The following is a 6,448-nucleotide window of genomic DNA, read 5'->3' as shown; positions in this document are numbered from 1 at the left end:
GCGCCCCTACGCTATCTTTAAGTCTTTAGCAGTCCTGCAAGTGCCCGCCCTGGAGCGGTTTCTTTGCGGTTTTAATCAGGGAGATTTTTGCATGTCAACCTATTTCCCCAAGCAGGGGGAAATTGCGCGCAAGTGGTATGTCGTGGACGCCGAGGGCCAGACCCTGGGTCGCCTGGCGACCCGTGTGGCCAGCATCCTCGCCGGCAAGCACACACCCCGCTACACGCCCTTCATCGACATGGGCGACCACGTGGTGGTGGTCAACGCCGGCAAGGTCCGGCTCACCGGCATGAAGAGCGCCAAGAAGGTCTACCACCACTACACCGGCTATCCCGGCGGGCTGCGCAGCGAGGAGTTCCGCAAGCGCTTCGCGCGGAGGCCCGAGCGGGTGGTGCAGGAAGCCATCGTCGGCATGCTGCCCAAGACCAAGATGGGTCGCGCTATGGCCCGCAAGCTCAAGGTCTATCGCGACGACAAGCATCCCCACCAGGCCCAGAAACCCGAGACCCTGGCCCTGGCGGCCAAGGGCGCATAAGATCCCGGCGGGGCGCCCGCGGCGCGCCTTATTTTTTGTGAAAGGTTAGAAGGCAAGAGCACTTATGGCAGATCTGGTCCAGTACTACGGCACGGGGCGGCGCAAGTCGAGCGTGGCACGCATCTTCCTGCGTCCCGGCAGCGGCCGCTTCCTGGTGAACGGCCGCCCCTTCGAAGAATATTTCGTCACTTTCGCGCAGCGCAACGCGGCCAAGCAGCCCCTGATCACGACCGATACCGCCGCCAGCTTCGACGTGGTCGCCACCGTGGACGGCGGCGGGGTCAACGGCCAGGCGGGCGCGGTCAAGATGGGCATCGCCCGCGCGCTGCTGGTCTTCAACAACGAGTTGCGCGGCAAGCTCAAGTCCGAGGGCATGCTCACGCGCGATGCCCGCGGCAAAGAACGCAAGAAGTACGGCCAGAAGGGCGCGCGCAAGCGCTTCCAGTACAGCAAGCGCTAACGGTTTGGCCGCCGCCCCGGGGGTCCCGGAGGGACGGCGGCGCGGCAGCAACCCGGGACCACATTCTTCCCGCACCCCGTGTGCGGGGCTGGACGGGAATTTAATCCCGCGCAATCCGTGGTACGGCGCGGGATGCAATTTCACGAAGGAGGTTGTTTGGCTACCATCACCATGAAGGAGCTGCTCGAAGCGGGCGTCCACTTCGGGCACCAGACCAAGCGCTGGAACCCCAAGATGAAGGAATACATCTTCGGGGAGCGCAACGGGATCTACATCATCGACCTGCAGAAGACCCTCAAGATGTTCAAGGACGCCTCCAAGGTCGTGCAGGAGATGGCCGGCGAAGGCAGGACCATCCTCTTCGTCGGCACCAAGCGGCAGGCCCAGGACGCCATCGCCGAAGAAGCGCAGCGTTGCGGCATGTTCTATGTGAACCAGCGCTGGCTGGGCGGGCTGCTCACCAACTGGGTCACGGTGCAGAAATCGGTGAAGCGCCTGAAGGAGCTCGATGAGATGGCGGTGGATGGCCGCTACGAGCTGCTGCCTAAGAAGGAAGTCATCAAGCTGGAGCGGGAGCGCAAGCACCTGCAGGCCAACCTGGCCGGCATCAAGAACATGACGCGGCTGCCCGACGCCATCTTCGTCATCGACTCCAACAAGGAGCAGATCGCGGTGCGCGAGGCGCGCAAGCTGGGCATCCCCGTCATCGCCGTGGTCGACACCAACTGCGACCCCAGCGAGGTCGACTACGTGATCCCGGGCAACGATGACGCCCTGCGCGCCATCCGCCTGTTCGCCTCCAAGGTGGCCGAGTCCATCCAGGAAGGGGTGCAGGCGGCCACCGACAAGCAGGCCGCGGAGATGGCCGCTGCGGTGGAAGCCGGCGCCGCGCAGCCGGCCCCGGCCGAGGGCGAGGCCCCCGCCGGACAGGCCGCCGATCCCGGCGCCTCCGAGGACATCAGCATGGAAGATGTCCTGGGCCACGAGGGCCGCAAGCGTCCCGCCGCCGAGAGCAAGGCCGAGGACGCCGCCGTGCAGCAGGCGGAGCCGCAGGTCAAGTAGCCGCGCGCCGCGGCCGCGCCCAGCGGCATCGAATCTCCGGACCCGCGCCGTGCGCCCGGGTCTCTCATCGGGCATCCGCACGCAAGCGCCTGCGGACCAAGCCCGGCAGCTTCATAGAAAGGCTTCTTCGATGGGGACTACGACCGTGAACATCTCCGCCGCGCAAGTGAAGGAGCTCCGCGACAAGACCGGAGCTCCCATGATGGACTGCAAGCAGGCCCTGGCCGAGGCCAAGGGCGACCTGGAGCAGGCCATCGTGGTGTTGCGCAAGAAGGGCATGGCCAGCGCCGCCAAGAAGGCCACCCGCGTCGCCACCGAAGGCTCGGTGGCCAGCTACATCCATGCCGGGGGCAAGATCGGGGTGCTGGTCGAGGTCAACTGCGAGAGCGACTTCGTGGCCCGCACCGACGACTTCAAGTCGCTGGTGCACGACATCGCCATGCACATCGCCGCCAGCGATCCCAAGTTCATCCGCAAGGAGGACGTCACCCCCGAGGCCTACGAGCGCGAGAAGGAGATCTACCGCTCGCAGGCGGCGGCCACCGGCAAGCCCGCCAACGTGGTGGAAAAGATCGTGGAAGGCAAGATGTCGAAGTTCTACGAGGAGGTCTGCCTCTACGAGCAGCCCTTCATCAAGGAGCAGACCATCACCGTGGCCCAGCTCATCGCCAGCAAGATCGGTAAGCTGGGGGAGAACATCGCGGTGCGCCGCTTCGCCCGCTTCAAGGTGGGCGAGGCCGGAGAGACCATCGCCTTGAGCAAGCCCGCGGAGACCAAGGCGGAATAGCCGCCGCGCCCCCGGAGACCTCAGGCCCAGCCCGAAGGCTGGGCCTTTTTGCTGCCGCGTCCCGGCTGCAGCCGGGCCCTGGGCGGGCGGCCCGCCCGCCTTTCGAGGTAGAATTGAGTAAATGCCCGAACCCGTCTTCAAGCGCATCCTGCTCAAGCTCTCCGGCGAGGCCCTGGCCGCGGGCCAGGGCTTCGGCGTGGATTCCGACCGCGTGCAGGAGATCGCCGGCGAGCTTCAAGAGGTCCATGCCCTGGGGGTGCAGACCGCCATCGTGGTGGGGGGCGGCAACTTCTTTCGCGGCGTGGCCGAGCAGGCCAAGGAGATGGACCGCGTCTCCGCCGACCACATGGGCATGCTGGCCACCGTCATCAACGCCCTGGCCCTGCAGGACGCCCTGGAAAAGCACGCCGTGATGACCCGCGTGATGTCGGCCATCGAGATGAATCAGGTGTGCGAGCCCTTCATCCGCCGCCGCGCCATCCGCCACCTGGAGAAGGAGCGCGTGGTCATCTTCGCCGGCGGCACCGGCAACCCCTACTTCTCCACCGACACCGCCGCCTCCCTGCGCGCTATGGAGATCAAGGCCGACGTCATCCTCAAGGCCACGAAGGTGGACGGCATCTACGACGCCGATCCCGTCGTGGCCAAAGACGCCAAGATGTTCGACAACATCTCCTACCTCGACATCCTCAAGAAGGGGCTCAAGGTGATGGACTCCACCGCCATCAGCCTGTGCAAGGACAACAACCTGCCCATCGTCGTCTTCAACCTCAATCGCCGCGGCAATATCCGGCGCGTGGTCACGGGCGAGAAGGTGGGCTCGCTGGTCAGCGCATAGCTCCTGCCACACAGCGCAATCCTGCTTCCTCCGCCGGGGTTTTGTTTATAATGCCGCCTTTCAACCTTGGGTCGAAGGCGGATTCCTTATGGCTCAGCCTACGATGGCAGCGGTTCCTGCTCTCAAAGACACCTACCTGCAACTGAAGACGCGCATGGAGAAGGCGGTGGAGGACTTCCGCAAGGAATTGGCGGCTACCCGCACCGGCCGCGCCTCCGTGCACATGCTCGATGCTATCCGCATCCCCTACTATGGCTCCGAGATGCCCCTCAACCAGGTGGCCCAGGTGCACGCCCCCGAGGCCCAGCTCATCACCGTCCAGCCCTTCGATCCCAGCACCCTGCCGGTGATCGAGAAGACCATCCGCTCCGCCGACCTCGGCTTGAACCCCATGAACGACGGCAAGCTCATCCGCATTCCCGTGCCGCCGCTCACCGAGGAGCGCCGCCGGGAGCTGGTCAAACACTTGCACAAGGTGCTGGAGGACCACCGCACGGCCGTGCGCAACATCCGCCGCGACGGCAACGAGGCCCTCAAGAAGACGCTGAAGGACAAGAAGATCAGCGAGGACGAGGAGCGCCGCGCCCTGGAGGAGATCCAGAAGCTCACCGACGACGAGATCAAGAAGATGGAGGAGATGAGCAAGGCCAAAGAGAAGGAAGTCCTGCAGGTCTAGCCCTCCCTCCGCGCCTACGGGTGCGGGCCGGGAAAACGGGCGACTCACTCCCTGGCGTGCAACCCTGAGCCCGCCCCCGGCTTCTCACTAACGTCAATCCCTGAATAGAGTTACGGCAGCTATCGTCTGGCCAGTGGGCGAAGAGTTGCGTATAATTGCCGATTCCTGAGTTCAGCGCCGAGGTGGCTTTATTTTTAGTCTCCACCAGGGAAGTTCTGTGGGTAGGGCAGGTAGGTGGGGGCGCCAGGGGAAGCTGTGGACCCTCGTGGCGGCCTTTGCCGTCCTGCTTCTGGCCGTTCCCGCTTGGGCACAGCAACCCCTGATCGAGGCCATCCAGATCCACGGCAACCGCCGCATCCCCGCCGAGACCATCCGCGCCCGCATGTTCAGCAAGGCCGGCGACGTCTACGACGAAGCCGCCCTGGAGCGCGACTTCAATTCCCTGTGGAACACCGGCTACTTCGAGGACCTCCGCTTCGAGCGCGAGGAGGGCCCCAAGGGCTACATCATCCACGTCTACGTCAAGGAAAAGCCCACCATCCGCCGCATCGAGTACAAGAACCTCAGCTCGGTTTCGCAGAGCGACGTGCTCGACCGCTTCAAGCAGGACAAGGTGGGCATCTCGGTGGAAAGCCAGTACGACCCCACCAAGGTCAAGCACGCCGAGGTGGTGATCAAGGAGCTGCTGGCCGAGCACGGCCGCCAGTTCGCCACCGTGCGCACCGAGATCCATCCCATCCCCCCGGCGTCGGTGGAGGTGGACTTCATCGTGAACGAGGGCCCCAAGGTCAAGGTGGGCAAGATTCGCTTCGAGGGCAACAAGCACCTCAGCGGCCGCTACCTGCGCAGCCAGATGAAGAACCTGAAGCCCATCGGCATCCCTCACTCCATCTTCCTGGAGAACCTCTTCTCCAAGACCTACGACGCCAGCAAGCTCAGCGAAGACGCGGAACGCGTTCGCGACGCCTACCAGCAGAAGGGCTACTTCAAGGCGCTGGTCCAGGATCCCCAGACCAAGGTGCGCGACACCTCCGGCCTGCACATTCCCATCATCCAGAAGGGCGGGGGCAAGGCGGTGGACATCACCGTCCCCATCGAGGAAGGGGAACGCTACCGTCTGGGCGGCATCACCTTCAAGGGCAACAAGGCCATCGCCAATACCGCGCCCTTGCGCGGCATCTTTCCCATGAAGGACGGGGACATCTTCGACACCTCTCTGGTGCGCAAGGGGCTGGAAAACCTGCGCAAGGCCTACGGCCAGTTGGGTTACATCAACTTCACGGCCGTGCCCGAGACCCAGATCGATGACGAGAAGCGCCTGATCACCCTGACCATCGACGTGGACGAGGGCAAGCCCTACTTCGTGCGCCGCATCGAGTTTCAGGGCAACACCACCACCCGCGACAAGGTCATCCGCCGCGAGCTGGCCCTGGAGGAAGGCCAGGTCTACAACAGCCAGCTCTGGGAGCTGAGCCTGCTGCGCCTCAACCAGCTCGGCTACTTCGACCAGCTCCGCCCCGACCAGGATTCCGAGATCCACCAGAACAACCAGGAGGGCACGGTCGACATCACCTTGAAGGTCCACGAGAAAGGCAAGAACAGCGTTGGCCTGACCGGCGGGGTGAGCGGGCTGGCCGGCTCCTTCGTCGGCCTCAACTACACCACCAACAACTTCCTGGGGCTGGGCGAGACCTTGAGCTTCGAGGCCGACTTTGGCAACCAGCAGCGCAATTTCATGTTCTCCTTCAGCGAGCCCTACCTGTTCGACCGCCCCCTGCAGGTGGGCTTCAGCGTGTACGACCGCCTGATCAAGTACAACCAGGCGCAGCAGCAGGCCATCGCTTCCGGGGTCTCCAACCTCAACCTGCCTCAGCCGTTCCTCAACGCCCTGCAGAACTTCACCCAGTCCAGCCGGGGCTTCACGCTCAGCGCCAGTTACGCCTTGCACCGATCCTTCAAGCGTGTCGGCATCACCTACGCCTTCGACGACTCCTCGGTCACGGCCCTCAGCACGGCCTCGCAACAGCTCTTCGAGGAGCTGGCCTTCCGCGGCATCTCCGGACCCAATGCTCTGGAGGGCGTGATCACCA

7 protein-coding genes are annotated in these 6,448 nt (G+C 64.4%); all 7 read left to right on the top strand.

Annotation, left to right across the window (positions count from 1 at the left end):
• The first annotated feature begins 91 nt into the window (after positions 1 to 91).
• A complete protein-coding gene (gene rplM / locus VEG08_03810) occupies positions 92 to 535 on the top strand; it encodes a 50S ribosomal protein L13 (protein ID HXZ27108.1) in 444 nt (147 codons plus the stop codon).
• Positions 536 to 599: 64 nt separating this feature from the next.
• Positions 600 to 995, top strand: a complete 396-nt coding sequence (rpsI, locus tag VEG08_03805) for a 30S ribosomal protein S9 (protein ID HXZ27107.1) — start codon at positions 600 to 602, stop codon at positions 993 to 995.
• 156 nt (positions 996 to 1,151) lie between these two features.
• Positions 1,152 to 2,057 (top strand): 30S ribosomal protein S2, encoded by a 906-nt coding sequence (gene rpsB, locus VEG08_03800; protein HXZ27106.1) that lies wholly within the window; start codon positions 1,152 to 1,154, stop codon positions 2,055 to 2,057.
• A 130-nt stretch (positions 2,058 to 2,187) separates the two neighbouring features.
• Positions 2,188 to 2,844, top strand: a complete 657-nt coding sequence (gene tsf, locus VEG08_03795) for a translation elongation factor Ts (GenBank protein ID HXZ27105.1) — start codon at positions 2,188 to 2,190, stop codon at positions 2,842 to 2,844.
• Between the two features lie 121 nt (positions 2,845 to 2,965).
• Complete coding sequence (pyrH, locus tag VEG08_03790; protein ID HXZ27104.1) at positions 2,966 to 3,682, top strand: UMP kinase; 717 nt, start codon at positions 2,966 to 2,968, stop codon at positions 3,680 to 3,682.
• Between the two features lie 88 nt (positions 3,683 to 3,770).
• Positions 3,771 to 4,358: a ribosome recycling factor gene (gene frr, locus VEG08_03785; GenBank protein ID HXZ27103.1), complete on the top strand. Its 588-nt coding sequence runs from the start codon at positions 3,771 to 3,773 to the stop codon at positions 4,356 to 4,358.
• A 265-nt stretch (positions 4,359 to 4,623) separates the two neighbouring features.
• A partial coding sequence (gene bamA / locus VEG08_03780) for an outer membrane protein assembly factor BamA (protein ID HXZ27102.1) occupies positions 4,624 to 6,448 on the top strand: 1,825 nt, incomplete at its 3' end.

The organism is Terriglobales bacterium (genome assembly GCA_035624475.1).
In the GTDB taxonomy this organism is placed as follows: domain Bacteria; phylum Acidobacteriota; class Terriglobia; order Terriglobales; family Acidobacteriaceae; genus DASPRL01.
Note: the sequence above shows the minus strand (reverse complement) of the source record. Positions and strands in the feature narration are given on the sequence as shown.

Bases quoted from the DNA above. Each gene is read 5' to 3' on its own strand.
- rpsI (HXZ27107.1), top strand. From the start codon at position 600: ATGGCAGATCTGGTCCAGTACTACGGCACGGGGCGGCGCAAGTCGAGC.
- rplM (HXZ27108.1), top strand. From the start codon at position 92: ATGTCAACCTATTTCCCCAAGCAGGGGGAAATTGCGCGCAAGTGGTAT.
- pyrH (HXZ27104.1), top strand. From the start codon at position 2,966: ATGCCCGAACCCGTCTTCAAGCGCATCCTGCTCAAGCTCTCCGGCGAG.
- frr (HXZ27103.1), top strand. From the start codon at position 3,771: ATGGCTCAGCCTACGATGGCAGCGGTTCCTGCTCTCAAAGACACCTAC.
- tsf (HXZ27105.1), top strand. From the start codon at position 2,188: ATGGGGACTACGACCGTGAACATCTCCGCCGCGCAAGTGAAGGAGCTC.